We start from the raw sequence: 15377 nt of genomic DNA, 5'->3' as shown, positions 1-15377 counted from the left end.
CATGACGACACATATTCAACGTTCGGCGTTGCTGCCCTACCCGGCGCAATTCCTCTACGACCTGGTCAACGACGTCGCGCGTTACCCGGAATTCTTGCCATGGTGCTCGTCCGCCGAAGTGCTGGAAAGCTCGCCCGAGCACATGCGCGCCAGCGTTGGCGTGGCCAAGGGCGGCCTCAGTCAGCACTTCGTCACGCGCAATACGCTGGTGCCGGGGCAGTCGATCGAGATGAACCTGGAAGAAGGCCCGTTCAATCAGCTGCATGGCGTCTGGGTCTTCAAGGCGTTGAACGAGAAGGCCTGCAAGATCAGTCTTGACCTGTCTTTCGACTACGCCGGCCCGCTGGTGCGCGCGACGCTCGGCCCGCTGTTCAATCAGGCGGCGAATACGTTGGTGGATGCGTTCTGCCAGCGTGCCAAGCAGATGCATGGTTGATCCGGTGATCGAGATTGAAGTGGTGTATGCCGCCGTGGATCGTCAGCTTCTGCGCACTTTGAGCGTCCCAGAAGGGACGACAGTGCGTGAGGCGGTGCTCAAGTCAGGTATCGGCGATGAATTCCCGGAGCTGGATCTGAGTGATTGTCCGCTGGGGATCTTCGGCAAGGTGGTGGCTGATCCACAGGGTCGCTTGATTCAGGCGGGGGAGCGCATCGAGATCTACCGGCCGTTGCTGGCGGATCCGAAAGAGGTGCGACGCCTGCGGGCGGCCAAGGCTGCCGAGGCCAAAGCGCGAAATCAGTAGTCTGCCCAGATCGCAGGCAATAAAAAACCCGGAAATTCCGGGTTTTTTATTGCCTCGCGCATTACTGCGGGGAGGTGTCCAGCGGCTCAGGCGTCGGAACCGGAACGGTTTCAACACCGTCCACGTCCTTCTGGATCGAATCCAGCAAGGAGCCTGGTTTGGCGGGTTGTTCCGGCTTCGGCTTCTCGGCGTTTTCAGCAGGGGCGGTCACGCTGGTGCCACTGTCCTTGCCGAGAATGGCTTCGTCACGGCTTACGCCCGGCATGAAGTCACCGGACAGGCTGACAAGCTGGTCGTTGGAGTTGAAGTTGACACTCACGCGCTCCTGCTGGCGTTCACCGCCACCAGGTTGCAGGCTGTACAGATAATCCCAGCGATCGGCATGGAACGTGTCGGTCAGCAGAGGGTTACCCATGATAAACCGTACTTGCCGACGGGTCATTCCCGGGCGTAACTGGTCTATCATGTCCTGCGTGACGACATTGCCCTGCTGGATGTCGATTTTGTAAACCCCGGGGAATGAACAACCGGCGAGTGCGAGCAGTCCCACAAAGGTGAAACTGGTTAGCAAGAGCTTGGTGTTTTGCATCGGTGGGCGACTTCCACTATCTTGGCTGGGACAACGTAAACGCCGATCATACCCGCATTAAGAGAAGCTGCGAAGCAGCATCGCGAGAAAGCTGACCATGGTTGAAAATAGCGAACTACGCAAAGCCGGCCTCAAAGTGACCCTGCCACGGGTCAAGATCCTGCAAATGCTCGACTCTACCGAGCAGCGTCACATGAGTGCCGAGGACGTCTACAAGGCGTTGATGGAAGCGGGCGAGGACGTCGGTCTGGCCACGGTTTACCGTGTTCTGACCCAGTTCGAAGCTGCTGGCCTCGTGGTCCGTCACAACTTCGACGGTGGCCACGCGGTATTCGAATTGGCCGACGGTGGCCACCACGACCATATGGTCAACGTGGAAACCGGTGAAGTCGTCGAATTCGTCAGTCCGGAAATCGAAAAGCTCCAGAAGGCAATTGCCGAGGAGCACGGTGTTGATCTGGTAGATCACAATCTGGTGCTGTACGTACGCAAGAAAAAGTAAGCATGTCGCGCGAATTTCAGGTTCGCGAAACGAACGAAGGCGACCCAAGGGTCGCCTTCGTGCTTTCTGCTGCTTTTAAACTTTTGCGGTGACCACCATTTTTTTCGCGTGAGCCAAAGACTCTTTGGTCAGGTCGATGCCGCCCAGCATCCGCGCCACTTCTTCTATACGGTCGTTCTTGCTCAGCTTGGACACTGCGGTGTGAGTCGCTTGTTCGCCCCGTACCTTGTGCACGAATAAATGCTGATGACCCTGCGCCGCCACTTGCGGCAAGTGCGTCACGGTCAGTACCTGCCCACGATCGCCAAGACGTCGCAACAATTGGCCGACAATCTCCGCTGTCGGCCCGCCGATCCCCACGTCCACTTCGTCGAATACCAGGGTTGGTACCCGTGAAGTCTGCGCGGTAATCACCTGAATCGCCAGGCTGATCCGCGACAGCTCGCCACCGGAGGCCACTTTGGCCAGCGCCTTCAGCGGCTGACCGGGGTTGGCACTGACCAGCAGCTCGACTTGCTCCAGACCGTTGGGTAGCAATTCGTCGCTGCTGTTGGCGCGCAATTCGATGGTGAAGCGACCGCCGGGCATGCCCAGGCGCTGGATTTCCTGTTCCACGGCGCTTGCGAGGCTGCCGGCGGCTTGATGGCGCAAGTCGCTCAGCTCGCGGGCTTTCTCTTGATAGTGGCGTGCGTAGGAAGCCAGCTCTTCACCCAGACGCTCGATGGATTCGTCATTGGCGTTGAGGGTTTCGATCTCATCCAGCAACTTTTGCTGCATCTCGGCGACTTCGGTTGGCTGGATCCGGTGCTTGCGCGCCAAGGTGTAAATCGCGTCGAGGCGTTCTTCCAGATATTGCAGGCGCGCCGGGTCGGCATCGAAGTTGTCGAGGAAGCGATTGAGCTCGCCCACGGCTTCTTCGACCTGGATCTGTGCGCTGGTCAGCAGGCTGCTGGCTTCGCCCAGTGCGCCAACCGAGTTGTTCACGCTCGACAGGCGATTGAGGCTGGCGGTCAGTGCATTCAGCACATTGCCGGAATCGCTTTCGCTGCACTGCTCGACCACCTGTCGGCAAATGCCAAGCAGGGTTTCGGCGTTGGTCAGATTCTTGTGTTCCTGCTCCAGCTGTTCGAGTTCGTTTTCGCCGAGGCCGAGGTTCTCCAGTTCTTCGAGCTGGTAGCTGAGCAATTGGTGACGCGCGCGTTGCTCGTCACCCGAGTTGGAGAGGCGCTCCAGTTCCTGGCGGGTCTGACGCCAGCGCTGCGCGGCCAGTTGAACCTGACGGGCCAGATCGGTAGCGCCGGCGTATTCGTCGAGCAGGCGGCGATGGGTATCGGTTTTCAGCAGGGACTGGTGTTCGTGCTGGCTGTGGATATCGATCAGCAGTTCGCCGAGAGCCTTGAGATCGCCGAGCGGGCAGGGCGTGCCATTGATATAGCCGCGCGAACGGCCTTCGGCGGTGATCACCCGACGCAGGATGCACGGGCCGTCATTTTCCAGGTCGCGTTCGGCCAGCCAGGCATGGGCTTCAGGGATGTCGACCAGATCGAAGGTGGCCAGAATGTCGGCCTTGTCGGCGCCCGGGCGGACCACACCGCTGTCGGCGCGATCGCCCAGGGTCAGGCCCAATGCGTCGAGCATGATCGACTTGCCGGCGCCGGTTTCCCCTGTGATCACGCTCATCCCGCGATCGAGTTCGAGATCGAGATGTTCAACGATGGCGTAGTTATGTACGGACAGGTGCACCAGCATAAAGGCCGCTCCCAGGCTTTAGGTCTGGTTATTTATACAGTGTTTTGTTTCAGGCTGACAATGCCCTCGCTTAGCTCGATTTGCTTGATCCGATCAAATGCTTAGTCCGAGCGGGAATGACAATGCAGCACTTTTTTGTAGGGTTAATCATTGCAGGCCCTTGAAGCCTGATTTTGCGGCCCCATATATCGGGGCAGAAGCGCGAGTACAGCTCGCGGACGTAATTGAAAGGAGAATTCTATGGCTGACGAACAGACAGTAGATACGCAAAATCCAGAAGCCAATCAGGCGCCCGAAACTTCGGGTGACGACCTGGCGACCCGTGTACAAGTGCTCGAAGAGCAGTTGGCCGCCGCGCAGGATCAGTCGCTGCGCGTAGCTGCCGATCTGCAGAACGTCCGCCGCCGTGCCGAGCAGGATGTCGAGAAGGCGCACAAGTTTGCGCTGGAAAAATTCGCCGGTGACTTGCTGCCGATCGTTGACAGCCTGGAGCGCGGCCTCGAGTTGTCGAGCCCGGACGACGAAAGCATCCGTCCGATGCGCGAAGGCATCGAGCTGACCCTGAAAATGTTCCACGACACCCTCAAGCGTTATCAGCTTGAAGCGATCGATCCGCATGGCGAACCGTTCAACGCCGTTCATCATCAGGCGATGGCCATGCAGGAAAGCGCCGACGTCGAACCGAACAGCGTTCTGAAGGTGTTCCAGAAGGGCTACCAGCTCAACGGTCGCCTGTTGCGTCCGGCCATGGTTGTGGTCAGCAAGGCGCCGGCGCCAATTTCGCCTTCGATTGACGAGAAGGCTTGAAATTAGCCGCAAGGCCCCCATTTAGAAGTCAAGCGTTTAAGTATTACCGCAGTTAGCCACCACTGCTGCGGCAACAAAATCCAAAGTTTCGGGAGAGTGAACATGGGCAAAATTATCGGTATCGACCTGGGGACTACCAACTCCTGCGTCTCCGTGCTGGAAAACGGCGTAGCCAAAGTTATCGAAAACGCCGAAGGCGCGCGCACCACGCCGTCGATCATCGCTTACGCCAACGATGGTGAAATCCTCGTTGGTCAGTCGGCCAAGCGTCAGGCAGTGACCAACCCGCACAACACCCTGTATGCGGTGAAGCGTCTGATCGGTCGCAAGTTCGACGAAGAAGTCGTACAGAAAGACATCAAGATGGTCCCGTACAAAATCGCCAAGGCTGACAACGGCGACGCCTGGGTTGAAGTGAACGGCCAGAAAATGGCGCCGCCACAAATCTCGGCTGAAATCCTGAAGAAGATGAAGAAGACCGCCGAAGACTACCTTGGCGAGCCTGTGACCGAGGCGGTGATCACCGTTCCGGCCTACTTCAACGACAGCCAGCGTCAGGCGACCAAAGACGCCGGCCGCATTGCCGGTCTGGACGTTAAACGTATCATCAACGAACCAACCGCGGCTGCTCTGGCTTACGGTATGGACAAGGCCAAGGGCGATCACACCGTGATCGTTTACGACCTGGGTGGCGGTACTTTCGACGTTTCCGTGATCGAGATCGCTGAGGTTGACGGCGAGCACCAGTTCGAAGTGTTGGCCACCAACGGTGACACCTTCCTCGGCGGTGAAGACTTCGACATTCGTCTGATCGACTACCTCGTTGACGAATTCAAGAAAGAAAGCGGCATGAACCTCAAAGGTGACCCGCTGGCCATGCAGCGCCTGAAAGAAGCCGCTGAGAAAGCCAAGATCGAGCTGTCGTCCGCGCAGTCGACCGACGTCAACTTGCCGTACATCACTGCAGACGCTACCGGTCCTAAGCACCTGAACGTGAAGATTTCGCGTGCCAAGCTCGAAGCACTGGTTGAAGACCTGGTTCAGCGCACCATCGAACCTTGCCGTATCGCCATGAAAGACGCCGGTATCGACGTTGGCGCGATCAACGACGTGATTCTGGTCGGCGGTCAGACCCGTATGCCGCTGGTACAGAAGCTGGTGACCGATTTCTTCGGTAAAGAAGCACGTAAAGACGTGAACCCGGACGAAGCGGTTGCCATGGGTGCTGCGATTCAGGGCGCCGTTCTGGCCGGTGACGTGAAAGACGTTCTGCTGCTCGACGTCAGCCCGCTGACCCTGGGTATCGAAACCATGGGTGGCGTGATGACCGCGCTGATCGAGAAAAACACCACGATTCCTACCAAGAAATCGCAAGTGTTCTCGACTGCCGACGACAACCAGGGCGCTGTGACCATTCACGTTCTGCAAGGTGAGCGTAAGCAAGCCGCACAGAACAAGTCCCTGGGCAAATTCGACCTGGCCGACATTCCACCCGCTCCACGTGGCGTGCCGCAGATCGAAGTGACCTTCGACATCGACGCCAACGGCATCCTGCACGTCGGTGCGAAAGACAAGGCGACCGGTAAAGAGCAGAAGATCACCATCAAGGCCAACTCCGGTCTGTCGGATGAAGAAATTCAGAAGATGGTTCGCGATGCCGAGCTGAACGCCGAGGAAGACCGCAAGTTCGCTGAACTGGCTGAATCCCGTAACAAGGGTGATGCACTGGTTCACTCGACTCGCAAAATGGTCACCGAAGCGGGCGACAAGGTCAGCGCTGAAGAGAAGACCGCGATCGAAGCTGCCGTGGTTGCACTGGAAGCCGCTGTGAAAGGCGACGACAAGGCTGCCATCGAAGCGAAGATCGAAGAGCTGTCGAAAGTCTCGGCTCCGGTTGCCCAGAAGATGTACGCCGAACAGGCTCAGCCTGCTGAAGGCGCGGCACCGCACGACGAGAAAGCTGAAAAGGCTGACGATGTTGTCGATGCCGAGTTCGAAGAAGTCAAAGACCACAAGTAAGTTGTTGGTCGGCCGGTTGACTGCCTTGCGGCGGTGACTGGTAGGATGTCGCCGCGCGGGAGCTTGCTCCCGCGTTGGCGTATCTGGAATACGTGAATTTTTACAGCATGCGACAAGCCTTGCGTGCTGTTGGTATGGCCGGAAATGCTCCTGCTTTTCGTGCCGCAAGTACCACAAGAAACAAAGACCAGGATCGTTGAATTGACGTGAGTTGGGTCCGGGCCTGTATTGGGGCTCAACGAGTTTGGCCATCCTCAGGAGGGGTTTGCCGAACGTCCTCAAGAGTGCAAAGACTTATGGCAAAGCGTGACTATTACGAAGTATTGGGTGTAGAGCGTGGTTCAAGCGATGCAGACCTGAAAAAGGCCTATCGTCGCCTGGCGATGAAGCACCACCCGGACCGTAATCCCGATGACAAAGCGTCGGAAGAACTGTTCAAAGAGGCCAACGAGGCCTACGAAGTATTGTCCGATTCGAGCAAGCGCGCGGCCTACGACCAGTACGGTCATGCTGGCGTCGACCCAAGCATGGGTGGCGGTGGTGCCGGTTTCGGCGGGCAGAATTTCTCTGACATCTTTGGTGATGTCTTCAGTGACTTCTTCGGTGGCGGTCGCAGCGGTTCCCGTGGCGGGGCCCAGCGCGGCAGCGATTTGCGCTACACCCTGGAGCTGAATCTGGAAGAAGCGGTACGCGGTACCACCGTGAATATCCGCGTTCCGACACTGGTCAACTGCAAGCCGTGCGACGGTTCCGGCGCCAAGAAAGGCTCGTCGCCATCGACCTGCCCGACCTGCGGCGGCATCGGTCAGGTGCGCATGCAGCAGGGCTTCTTCTCGGTGCAGCAGACCTGCCCGCGCTGCCATGGCCAGGGCAAGATCATTTCCGATCCGTGCGATTCCTGCCACGGCGACGGTCGCGTCGAAGAGTACAAAACACTGTCGGTCAAAGTGCCGGCGGGTGTTGATACCGGCGACCGCATTCGTCTGTCCGGCGAAGGCGAGGCGGGCACTCAGGGCGGCCCGACTGGCGACCTGTACGTGGTGATCAACGTGCGCGAGCACGACATCTTCCAGCGCGATGGCAAACACCTGTTCTGCGAAGTGCCGATCAGCTTTGTTGATGCGGCGCTCGGCGGCGAACTGGAAATCCCGACCCTCGACGGTCGCGTCAAATTGAAAATCCCCGAAGGCACCCAGACCGGCAAGCAGTTCCGCGTGCGCGGCAAAGGCGTGGCGCCGGTGCGTGGCGGCGGTGCGGGCGACTTGATGTGCCGTGTAGCGGTTGAGACCCCGGTCAATCTGAATCGTCGTCAGCGCGAATTGCTCGAGGAATTCCGCAGCTCGCTGGCGGACGACAACAGCCACTCGCCGAAAACCACCGGCTGGTTCGATGGTGTGAAGCGCTTCTTCGGCGATCTGTAAGGAGTCGGCATGCGACGTATAGCTGTGATGGGCGCCGCCGGGCGCATGGGCAAGATTCTGGTCGAGGCCGTGCAACAGCGCGCGCCGCTGACCGGCCTGACCGCGGCGATCGTTCGTCCCGGCAGTACGCTGATCGGGGTGGACGCCGGTGAGCTGGCTTCGCTGGGTCGCATCGGTGTGCCGTTGTCCGGCAATCTCGAATCGGTGGCTGAAGAGTTTGATGTGCTGATCGACTTCACCCTGCCGGAAGTCATGCTGAAAAACCTTGCGTTCTGCCGCAAGGCCGGCAAGGCCATGGTCATCGGCACCACCGGGCTCGACGCTGCGCAAAAGCAGCTGCTGGCCGAGGCGGGCAAGGATATTCCGATCGTGTTCGCGGCCAACTTCAGCGTCGGGGTCAACCTGTCGTTGAAGCTGCTCGAAATGACTGCCCGGGTGTTGGGCGACGATGCCGACATCGAAATCATCGAAGCGCATCACCGGCACAAGATTGACGCGCCTTCGGGCACGGCGCTGAGCATGGGTGAAGTGATTGCCGATGCGCTGGATCGTGATCTGCAGAAAGTCGCGGTCTATGGTCGTGAAGGTCACACCGGTGCGCGCGAGCGGGAAACCATTGGTTTCGCCACCGTTCGCGGTGGTGATGTGGTCGGTGATCACACCGTGCTGTTTGCCTGCGAAGGCGAGCGCCTGGAGATTACGCACAAGGCTTCCAGTCGCATGACCTTCGCCAAGGGCGCGGTGCGTGCGGCGTTGTGGCTGGATGGCCGCGAGCCGGGTCTGTATGACATGCAGGACGTGCTCGACCTGCATTGATTGACGGTTTTACCCAGCGCAAACGCCCGGTTTGCGCTGGTTTTTCTGCACCGCGCGACGGCCTGTCGCATTCTCCGGCCTTTTAGGCTCTTTAGCGGTGGACCAAAAAAGCCTTTTTCTGTAAGCTACAGCTTTAGTGTGTCCACTAAAAGCGCGCAGAATAATTCAGTGAAGAAGCGGGGTGACGTGTCCATACGTCACTCCGCTTTTTTACAACCTGCGATTGCCCTTTCATGCGTTATTTACGGGAGGTCTTCTTGACTAAGCCAGCCATACTCGCCCTTGCTGATGGCAGCATTTTTCGCGGCGAAGCCATTGGAGCCGACGGTCAAACCGTTGGTGAGGTGGTGTTCAACACCGCAATGACCGGCTATCAGGAAATCCTTACCGATCCTTCCTACGCCCAACAGATCGTTACCCTGACTTACCCGCACATCGGCAACACCGGCACCACGCAAGAAGATGCCGAGTCCGACCGCGTATGGTCCGCTGGTCTGGTCATCCGTGACCTGCCGCTGGTAGCGAGCAACTGGCGTAACACGATGTCCCTGTCCGACTACCTGAAAGCCAACAACGTTGTGGCAATTGCTGGTATCGATACTCGTCGCCTGACCCGCATCCTGCGTGAAAAAGGCGCACAGAACGGCTGCATCATGGCCGGCGACAACATCTCCGAAGAAGCTGCAATTGCCGCCGCGCAAGGCTTCCCGGGCCTGAAGGGCATGGATCTGGCGAAAGTCGTCAGCACCAAGGAAAAGTACGAATGGCGCTCCACTGTCTGGGATCTGAAGACCGACAGCCACGCGACCATCGAGGCGTCCGAGCTGCCGTATCACGTGGTTGCCTACGACTACGGTGTCAAACTGAACATCCTGCGCATGCTGGTCGAGCGCGGCTGCCGCGTGACCGTGGTGCCGGCGCAAACCCCGGCAGCCGACGTGCTGGCGCTCAAGCCGGACGGCGTGTTCCTGTCCAACGGCCCTGGTGACCCGGAGCCTTGCGACTACGCGATCAAGGCGATCAAGGAAGTGCTGGAAACCGAAATTCCGGTCTTCGGTATCTGCCTCGGTCACCAACTGCTGGCTCTGGCCTCCGGAGCCAAGACCCTGAAAATGGGCCATGGCCACCACGGTGCCAACCACCCGGTACAGGATCTGGACACTGGCGTCGTGATGATCACCAGCCAGAACCACGGTTTCGCGGTTGACGAAGCGACCCTGCCGGCCAACGTGCGTGCGATTCACAAATCGCTGTTCGACGGCACCCTGCAAGGCATCGAGCGCACTGACAAGAGCGCGTTCAGCTTCCAGGGCCACCCTGAAGCGAGCCCGGGCCCGAACGATGTGGCGCCCCTGTTCGACCGCTTCATCAACGAGATGGCCAAGCGACGCTAAGCGTTCGCCTTGAGACTGTAGCGAGAAGCCCTCGAGGGCGGCCCCGACCCCGGTGGCGCCCCTCAGGGCTTCAGAAATCGATCAAGACGGCTTGCCGACTGACCTGCGGATTTGAGTGACAAACCCATGCCAAAACGTACAGACATTAAAAGCATCCTGATTCTCGGCGCTGGCCCGATCGTTATCGGCCAGGCCTGCGAATTCGACTACTCCGGCGCCCAGGCCTGCAAAGCCCTGCGCGAAGAGGGTTACCGCGTCATCCTGGTGAACTCCAACCCGGCCACCATCATGACCGACCCGGACATGGCCGACGCCACGTACATCGAGCCGATCAAGTGGCAGACCGTGGCCAAGATCATCGAAAAAGAGCGCCCGGACGCGGTGCTGCCAACCATGGGCGGCCAGACTGCACTGAACTGCGCCCTGGATCTGGAGCGCGAAGGCGTTCTGGAAAAGTTCGGCGTGGAAATGATCGGTGCCAACGCCGACACCATCGACAAGGCTGAAGACCGTTCGCGTTTCGACAAGGCCATGAAATCCATCGGTCTGGAATGCCCGCGTTCCGGTATCGCCCACAGCATGGAAGAAGCCAACGCCGTCCTCGAGCGTCTGGGCTTCCCGTGCATCATCCGTCCGTCCTTCACCATGGGTGGCACCGGTGGCGGTATCGCCTACAACCGTGAAGAGTTCGAAGAAATCTGCGCCCGCGGTCTGGACCTGTCGCCGACCAAAGAGCTGCTGATCGACGAATCGCTGATCGGCTGGAAAGAATATGAAATGGAAGTTGTCCGCGACAAAAAGGACAACTGCATCATCGTCTGCTCGATCGAGAACTTCGACCCGATGGGCGTGCACACCGGTGACTCCATCACCGTTGCTCCGGCACAGACCCTGACCGACAAGGAATATCAGATCCTGCGTAACGCCTCGCTGGCGGTACTGCGCGAGATCGGCGTCGAGACCGGCGGCTCCAACGTGCAATTCGGTATCTGCCCGGACACTGGCCGCATGGTCGTGATCGAGATGAACCCGCGCGTATCGCGTTCCTCGGCACTGGCTTCGAAAGCCACCGGTTTCCCGATTGCCAAAGTCGCGGCCAAACTGGCTGTGGGCTACACCCTCGACGAACTGTCGAACGACATCACTGGCGGCAAGACCCCGGCGTCCTTCGAGCCGTCGATCGACTACGTCGTGACCAAGCTGCCACGTTTCGCCTTCGAGAAATTCGCCAAGGCTGACGCACGCCTGACCACGCAAATGAAGTCGGTCGGTGAAGTCATGGCCATCGGCCGCACCTTCCAGGAATCCCTGCAGAAAGCCCTGCGCGGTCTGGAAGTGGGCGTTTGCGGGCTGGACGAGAAGCTCGACCTGAGCAACCCGGAAAGCATGAGCATCCTCAAGCGCGAGCTGACCGTGCCGGGCGCCGAGCGTATCTGGTACGTGGCGGACGCATTCCGCGCCGGCATGACCGTCGAAGACATTTTCGGCATGAACATGATCGACCCGTGGTTCCTGGTGCAGATCGAAGATCTGATCAAGGAAGAAGAGAAGGTCAAGACCCTCGGTCTGTCCGCTATCGACCGCGACCTGATGTTCAAGCTCAAGCGCAAAGGCTTCTCCGATCAGCGTCTGGCCAAACTGCTGGGTGTGACCGAGAAGAACCTGCGTACGCACCGTCAAAAACTGGAAGTGTTCCCGGTCTACAAGCGCGTTGACACGTGCGCCGCCGAGTTCGCCACCGACACTGCTTACCTCTACTCGACGTACGAGGAAGAGTGCGAAGCCGCGCCGTCCGGTCGCGACAAGATCATGATTCTGGGTGGCGGTCCGAACCGTATCGGCCAGGGCATCGAGTTCGACTACTGCTGCGTACATGCCGCTCTCGCACTGCGCGAAGACGGCTATGAAACCATCATGGTCAACTGCAACCCGGAAACCGTTTCCACCGACTACGACACGTCCGACCGTCTGTACTTCGAGCCGGTAACACTGGAAGACGTGCTGGAAATCTGCCGCGTCGAGAAGCCGAAAGGCGTGATCGTCCAGTACGGCGGCCAGACTCCGCTGAAACTGGCGCGTGCCCTGGAAGCCGCTGGCGTGCCGATCATCGGTACCAGCCCTGACGCCATCGACCGTGCCGAAGACCGTGAGCGCTTCCAGCAAATGGTTGAGCGCCTGAACCTGCGTCAGCCGCCAAACGCCACCGTGCGCAGCGAAGATGAAGCCGTTCGCGCTGCCGCGAAAATCGGTTATCCGCTGGTGGTGCGCCCGTCCTACGTACTGGGCGGCCGCGCGATGGAAATCGTCTACAAGGAAGATGAACTCAAGCGCTACCTGCGTGATGCGGTGCAAGTGTCCAACGACAGTCCGGTGCTGCTCGACCACTTCCTCAATTGCGCCATCGAGATGGACGTGGATGCGGTCTGCGACGGCAAAGACGTGGTAATCGGCGCGATCATGCAGCACATCGAGCAGGCAGGCGTTCACTCCGGTGACTCCGCGTGCTCGCTGCCGCCGTACTCGCTGCCGGCGCACATCCAGGACGAGATGCGCGAACAGGTCAAGAAAATGGCCCTGGAGCTGGGCGTTGTCGGCCTGATGAACGTGCAACTGGCTCTGCAGGGCGAAGACATCTACGTCATCGAAGTCAACCCGCGCGCTTCGCGTACCGTACCGTTCGTGTCCAAGTGCATCGGTGTTTCCCTGGCAATGATCGCCGCTCGCGTCATGGCCGGTAAGACCCTGAAGGAAATCGGCTTCACCAAGGAAATCATCCCGAACTTCTACAGCGTGAAAGAGGCGGTGTTCCCGTTCGCCAAATTCCCTGGCGTTGACCCGATCCTCGGTCCGGAGATGAAGTCCACCGGTGAAGTGATGGGCGTCGGCGACACCTTCGGTGAGGCCTTCGCCAAGGCCCAGATGGGCGCGAGCGAAGTGCTGCCGACCGGCGGTACCGCGTTCATCAGCGTGCGTGACGATGACAAGCCGCTGGTTGCAGGCGTGGCCCGTGATCTGATCAACTTGGGCTTCGAAGTGGTCGCCACTGCCGGCACTGCCAAGCTGATCGAAGCTGCAGGCCTGAAAGTGCGCCGTGTGAACAAGGTGACCGAGGGTCGTCCGCACGTGGTCGACATGATCAAGAATGACGAAGTCACCCTGATCATCAACACCACCGAAGGTCGTCAGTCGATCGCTGATTCCTACTCCATTCGTCGCAATGCCCTGCAGCACAAGATCTACTGCACCACCACCATTGCTGCGGGCGAGGCTATCTGTGAAGCGCTGAAGTTCGGTCCCGAGAAGACCGTACGCCGCTTGCAGGATCTACACGCAGGATTGAAGGCATGATCAAGTACCCAATGACCGTCCAGGGTGCAAAAGCCCTGGAAGAAGAACACGCTCACCTGACCAAGGTCGTTCGTCCGAAGCTCAGCCAGGACATCGGTACGGCTCGCGAGCTGGGTGACCTGAAGGAAAACGCCGAATACCATGCCGCCCGCGAACAGCAGGGCATGGTCGAGGCGCGGATCCGCGATATCGAAGGCCGGATCCAGAATCAGGTCATCATTGATGTCACGACCATTCCGCACACCGGCAAAGTGATCTTCGGTACCACCGTCGAAATCGCCAACGTCGAGACGGATGAAAGCGTCGCTTACCACATCGTGGGTGAGGATGAGGCTGACTTCAAACTCGGCAAGATTTCGGTCGGCTCGCCCTTGGCCCGTGCCTTGATCGGCAAGGAAGAGGGTGACGTGGTTGCCGTGAAAACGCCGAGTGGTGTTATCGAGTACGAGATTGTCGAAGTCCGTCACATCTGAAGGCGGGCGCCCGCTACGTGCGGGCGCCATGCTTTGGCAGCTGACCCAGATGTTGTGGGTCGGCGGCTTTTGGCTGATTCATCTCGGTTTGCGACCGGTGCTGGGCAAGATTGGTCTGGCACCGTTGCTGATCGATGAGATTGCCGATGCGTTCGAAGTGTCGCTGGTGATTTTTGCCGCTGCCTGCGTGATTTTTCAGGCTTTGGTGCTGGTACGGGCCGAGGGCCTTGCCAGTCTGTGGCGGGATTTTCGCGGGCAGGTGCTGCTGATGGCACTGTATGCGTGTGCGATGTTTGTCGCCGTGCATGTCGGCTGGCCGCAAGCGCAGCGCTGGCAGGCATTCAGTTTTCTGCTGTTAGGCTTCTCCGGGCTGGTGCTGGTGTTGCAGCCGCTGCCGGGATGGAGTGGCAGGGTGCGCGAAGCACACCCTTGACCCTTGTCATCACTTGAAGCGATGAACGTTCGACAGCTGCTTGTTGACGCTGAAGTTCTTGCGATAAACCAGTGCCATCTTGCCGATGACCTGTACCAGATCAGCCTTGCCGACCTTGCACAGTTCTGCAATGTGCGCCAGGCGCGACTCGCGGTCGAGGATGTTGAGCTTGATCTTGATCAGCTCGTGATCCGCCAAGGCGCGTTCAAGCTCGGCTAATACACCCTCAGTCAGACCGTTGTCCGCCACCGTCAAAACCGGTTTCAGGTGGTGACCAATGGATTTGTACTGTTTCTTCTGCTCTGGAGTGAGCGGCATAATCTGACCCTTTCGTCTGGATTCTGTAAAATGGCGGCCATTTTACCCGAGGGTTCGTGGATCCGCCCAATTAATCACGACCCTTATTATCGAGGTGCCCAATGGCGCGTTCCAAGACAAGCCTTGGTTGGCTGAAACGACATGTCAACGATCCTTATGTGAAGCAGGCGCAGAAGGATGGCTACCGCTCGCGTGCGAGTTACAAGCTTCTGGAGATCCAGGAGAAATACAAGCTGATCCGCTCCGGCATGAGTGTTGTCGACCTGGGCGCGGCGCCTGGCGGCTGGTCACAGGTCACCAGCCGGCTGATCGGTGGTCAGGGGCGACTGATCGCTTCGGACATCCTGGAGATGGACAGCATCCCTGACGTGACCTTCATTCAGGGTGACTTCACCGAGGACGAAGTGCTCGCGCGAATTCTTGAAGCCGTGGGTAATTCACAGGTGGACCTTGTGATTTCCGATATGGCCCCCAATATGAGTGGTACGCCTGAAGTGGACATGCCCAAAGCCATGTTCCTTTGCGAGCTGGCGCTTGATCTGGCAGAGCGGATACTCAAGCCGGGTGGTAATTTCGTGATCAAGATTTTTCAGGGCGAAGGTTTTGATGTCTACCTGAAGGATGCTCGGAAAAAGTTCGACAAGATCCAGATGATCAAGCCGGATTCCTCCCGTGGCAGTTCCCGCGAGCAATACATGCTGGCTTGGGGCTACCGCGGAGGTAATGAGTAAAACGAGGTTTTTTGGCAGGGTGATAGGTTTTTCG

General features: G+C 58.9%; 15 protein-coding genes. 12 read left to right on the top strand and 3 right to left on the bottom strand.

Translation table 11 applies throughout. The features are described from left to right. Nucleotide 1 precedes the first annotated feature (1 nt). Both KVQ82_RS26130 and KVQ82_RS26125 read left to right on the top strand, forming a co-directional pair. Nucleotides 2–436, top strand: coding sequence for a type II toxin-antitoxin system RatA family toxin (locus KVQ82_RS26130; protein WP_003221509.1), 435 nt, complete (start codon nt 2–4; stop codon nt 434–436). After that, entirely contained in the window at nt 429–743 is a 315-nt protein-coding gene (locus tag KVQ82_RS26125) for an RnfH family protein (protein WP_041066768.1), read from the top strand. The genes KVQ82_RS26130 and KVQ82_RS26125 overlap by 8 nt, the downstream gene beginning before the upstream one ends. A 61-nt stretch (nt 744–804) precedes the next feature. Here the strand turns inward: KVQ82_RS26125 and KVQ82_RS26120 are convergent, their stop codons facing one another. Continuing rightward, the gene (locus KVQ82_RS26120; protein ID WP_027610774.1) at nt 805–1332 is read right to left on the bottom strand and encodes an outer membrane protein assembly factor BamE; all 528 of its coding nucleotides are present in this window, start codon (nt 1330–1332) and stop codon (nt 805–807) included. Between the two features lie 97 nt (nt 1333–1429). On the opposite strand from KVQ82_RS26120, the gene fur reads away from it, so the two are divergent. After that, complete coding sequence (fur, locus tag KVQ82_RS26115) at nt 1430–1834, top strand: ferric iron uptake transcriptional regulator (RefSeq protein WP_003221515.1); 405 nt, start codon at nt 1430–1432, stop codon at nt 1832–1834. A gap of 75 nt (nt 1835–1909) precedes the next feature. On the opposite strand, the gene recN is transcribed toward fur, so the two are convergent. Continuing rightward, nucleotides 1910–3583: a DNA repair protein RecN gene (recN, locus tag KVQ82_RS26110; RefSeq protein WP_095139827.1), complete on the bottom strand. Its 1674-nt coding sequence runs from the start codon at nt 3581–3583 to the stop codon at nt 1910–1912. A 240-nt stretch (nt 3584–3823) separates the two neighbouring features. Here recN and grpE point away from each other — a divergent pair, with 240 nt between their 5' ends. From grpE to KVQ82_RS26070, 8 genes are all read left to right on the top strand, one after another. Beyond that, the gene (gene grpE / locus KVQ82_RS26105; RefSeq protein ID WP_007961425.1) at nt 3824–4390 is read left to right on the top strand and encodes a nucleotide exchange factor GrpE; all 567 of its coding nucleotides are present in this window, start codon (nt 3824–3826) and stop codon (nt 4388–4390) included. Nucleotides 4391–4492: 102 nt separating this feature from the next. Continuing rightward, a complete protein-coding gene (gene dnaK, locus KVQ82_RS26100) occupies nt 4493–6409 on the top strand; it encodes a molecular chaperone DnaK (RefSeq protein ID WP_003221521.1) in 1917 nt (638 codons plus the stop codon). 296 nt (nt 6410–6705) lie between these two features. After that, entirely contained in the window at nt 6706–7830 is a 1125-nt protein-coding gene (dnaJ, locus tag KVQ82_RS26095; RefSeq protein ID WP_222016610.1) for a molecular chaperone DnaJ, read from the top strand. Nucleotides 7831–7839: 9 nt separating this feature from the next. Then, nucleotides 7840–8646 (top strand): 4-hydroxy-tetrahydrodipicolinate reductase, encoded by an 807-nt coding sequence (gene dapB / locus KVQ82_RS26090; RefSeq protein WP_222016608.1) that lies wholly within the window; start codon nt 7840–7842, stop codon nt 8644–8646. A gap of 257 nt (nt 8647–8903) precedes the next feature. After that, nucleotides 8904–10040 carry a glutamine-hydrolyzing carbamoyl-phosphate synthase small subunit gene (gene carA / locus KVQ82_RS26085; RefSeq protein ID WP_222016606.1) on the top strand — a complete coding sequence of 379 codons (1137 nt, stop codon included), beginning with the start codon at nt 8904–8906 and terminating at the stop codon, nt 10038–10040. Between the two features lie 126 nt (nt 10041–10166). Continuing rightward, a complete protein-coding gene (gene carB / locus KVQ82_RS26080; RefSeq protein ID WP_047291165.1) occupies nt 10167–13388 on the top strand; it encodes a carbamoyl-phosphate synthase large subunit in 3222 nt (1073 codons plus the stop codon). Beyond that, on the top strand, nt 13385–13861 hold the full coding sequence (gene greA, locus KVQ82_RS26075; RefSeq protein WP_041066788.1) for a transcription elongation factor GreA: 477 nt from the start codon (nt 13385–13387) through the stop codon (nt 13859–13861). Before carB ends, greA begins: the two co-directional genes overlap by 4 nt. Nucleotides 13862–13889: 28 nt before the next feature. Continuing rightward, the gene (locus KVQ82_RS26070; RefSeq protein ID WP_095667564.1) at nt 13890–14294 is read left to right on the top strand and encodes an MFS transporter; all 405 of its coding nucleotides are present in this window, start codon (nt 13890–13892) and stop codon (nt 14292–14294) included. A gap of 9 nt (nt 14295–14303) precedes the next feature. Here KVQ82_RS26070 and KVQ82_RS26065 read toward each other — a convergent pair whose 3' ends face one another. Further along, nucleotides 14304–14612 (bottom strand): YhbY family RNA-binding protein, encoded by a 309-nt coding sequence (locus KVQ82_RS26065; protein WP_003221534.1) that lies wholly within the window; start codon nt 14610–14612, stop codon nt 14304–14306. A gap of 101 nt (nt 14613–14713) precedes the next feature. Here KVQ82_RS26065 and rlmE point away from each other — a divergent pair, with 101 nt between their 5' ends. After that, nucleotides 14714–15343 carry a 23S rRNA (uridine(2552)-2'-O)-methyltransferase RlmE gene (gene rlmE / locus KVQ82_RS26060; protein ID WP_003221536.1) on the top strand — a complete coding sequence of 210 codons (630 nt, stop codon included), beginning with the start codon at nt 14714–14716 and terminating at the stop codon, nt 15341–15343. Nucleotides 15344–15377 lie beyond the last annotated feature (34 nt).

Source organism: Pseudomonas sp. AO-1 (assembly GCF_019775695.1).
Classification (GTDB): domain Bacteria; phylum Pseudomonadota; class Gammaproteobacteria; order Pseudomonadales; family Pseudomonadaceae; genus Aquipseudomonas; species Aquipseudomonas parakoreensis.
Note: the sequence above shows the minus strand (reverse complement) of the source record. Positions and strands in the feature narration are given on the sequence as shown.